Origin of the sequence: uncultured Sutterella sp., from assembly GCF_937923675.1 — a bacterium.
Lineage (GTDB): Bacteria > Pseudomonadota > Gammaproteobacteria > Burkholderiales > Burkholderiaceae_F > Sutterella.
Window position 1 is genome coordinate 1 of the sequence record NZ_CALDXB010000024.1, and the last position, 1,960, is coordinate 1,960.

A 1,960-nucleotide genomic window follows, 5' to 3' on the forward strand; every position below is an offset into this window, starting at 1 on the left:
CGGGTCTTCTTGCCTTCCTTCAGAACAGGCTTGCTGACTTCCCGCTTCGGCGGCGAGATCTTTGCAATGCGGCCGCAGGCGTCCAGAGCTTCATTCTTCCTTTCTTTGTTCTGCTGGAGAGCCGCGGCTTCGCCGGCGGCCGCCTCAAGAACGGAGATGACGGCGTCAGCCTTCTTCTGCCCATTCTCGATGTTGACGACCTCGCTGGCGACCGCCTTCTGAGTCTGCTCGGCAGCCGCCTCTGATTCCCTGGCCGTCTGCGGCGTGAGCAGTCTGGAGAAAAGTCCGTCCGACTGCTCCGTACCCTTGCTCAGCAGGTACTCGAGAAGCTGAGTGCTGCTGCGGGCGCAGCCGTCGATGTAGGCGTATTCGCCGAGAATGGTCTTCAGCTGATCTCCCTGAGCTTCAGGAATATCCACGCCGGCCTGTCTGGCGCGCTCAATGGTCTCGAGACAAATCGCCGCCGTGGCTGAAGTCACGTTGACGGCAAGATTGGCCCGTGCTTCTGCCTTGACAAGCTTGACCTCGGTCTCCGCAAGACGCTTTTCGGCCTTTTCAGCGCGGTCTTCCGCTTTGCCGGCTCGATTTTCAGCCTTATCAGCCCGTTTTTCAGCATTATCAGCGCGCCTTTCAGCCTTGCCGGCTCGCTTTTCCGCCTTGTCGGCTCTTGCCTCTGCCTGGGCAAGCAGTTCGCGGAGCTTTTGGACATCTTCAGCGGTGTGCTGCATGGGAACGGGTCTTTCAGAAGTGGTGGAAACTGTCTGAATTATACCGTTCGGAGTCGCTGAAAATTCTTAATTTATCTTTTTAAATCATAGCGTTAAACGCCCCTTAGAGCGCTCTGGAGGCGATCCGGATTGAGGGATGCGGCGGGGGTCGTCCGCTTACTTTAAACGCGAATGAGAAGCGTTCCATAGCGTGTGGAGAGCCTTATACGCGGGCTTTCTCAACCTCACTTTTTTGATCAGATTTCATTGGAATATCAAATAACTAGATGTTGATTCAGGTCAATCTTCAGGAGAGCAGTCCGGATCGTTTTACGTAGATCGGATCGCCATCGAGGAACTTCTCCAGATCCGCCGCCGTAAAGTGCTTTGTGGACGGCCCCTCAGCACGGGCGAGGAATGACTCGAAGCGCCCGACATGAAGTCCACGAATCAGAGTTGCTGAACCGCGCTCATCACACCAGATCACTTTGCAGCACGTCCTGCGCCGGGAAATGAACACGACGATTTCCTTTCCGCTCTCAACATCGATGTCCAGAGCGGCGCGCGCGATCGCAGAAAGGCTTCGATATCCGCTTCGCAGATCTACCGGAGAGACGACGAGCGTAATGCGGCGGTTTCCAGAAGGGAACTTCATCGGAGCGCCTCCGCGAGAACGACTGCTGACCTTTCCGGCGACGGCGTCATGAATTCAAAGAGGACGCCGTTGGGAAGTCGTATTCGGAAGGGAAGTTCCTGCGAGCCTGCCGCCGCAGAGACTGCCGGGCGATGGGCGGCACTGCTCGGCCTAAAGACCGCCGCTTCCGACTTGATTTCGGCAAGCTGAATGTTTTCGCCGAGCTGACGCACCACCACCGTCTGCTCGGGAGTGGATTCAGTCTCAGGCGCTGCCGCCTCGCTGAGTGCGGCTTCCCGATCAAATTGCTGAAAGCGCCCGTAAAGGGCGGACAGGGAGGGCCTGACTTTGGGGAAGTAGTGTTCGATATGGGAGCGGTAGAACTGAGCCCTGCTTAGTCCGCTTTTAAGGAAGTCGCTGTATGCCTGACGCCAGATGGAAGATTTGTTCATGGGAAACTCCTGATGAGGAATTTCCATTCTCAGTCATGGCGTCAAATCGCGGCGGAACCAATGGGGAGCTTACTTTTTATCTGGCCGGAAAACCAAACAGCACCAGACGACGAAAAGCCCCTGCTGACATCAAATCAACAGGGGCTTCGTTTATAGGGAGCCTGGCG

Annotated in this window: 2 protein-coding genes and 1 pseudogene; all 3 read right to left on the reverse strand. The window is 56.3% G+C overall.

The features are described 5' to 3' along the window. Window positions 1-728: pseudogene (locus Q0106_RS02495) on the reverse strand (hypothetical protein); the annotation flags it as partial. Between the two features lie 286 nt (window positions 729-1,014). Then, window positions 1,015-1,362: an IS66 family insertion sequence element accessory protein TnpB gene (gene tnpB, locus Q0106_RS02500; protein ID WP_297608441.1), complete on the reverse strand. Its 348-nt coding sequence runs from the start codon at window positions 1,360-1,362 to the stop codon at window positions 1,015-1,017. Then, window positions 1,359-1,793: a hypothetical protein gene (locus tag Q0106_RS02505; RefSeq protein ID WP_297608444.1), complete on the reverse strand. Its 435-nt coding sequence runs from the start codon at window positions 1,791-1,793 to the stop codon at window positions 1,359-1,361. The genes tnpB and Q0106_RS02505 overlap by 4 nt, the downstream gene beginning before the upstream one ends. Window positions 1,794-1,960: the final 167 nt, after the last annotated feature.

Coding starts and splice junctions, on each gene's coding strand:
- Q0106_RS02505 (WP_297608444.1), bottom strand. CDS start 1,793: ATGAACAAATCTTCCATCTGGCGTCAGGCATACAGCGACTTCCTTAAA.
- tnpB (WP_297608441.1), bottom strand. CDS start 1,362: ATGAAGTTCCCTTCTGGAAACCGCCGCATTACGCTCGTCGTCTCTCCG.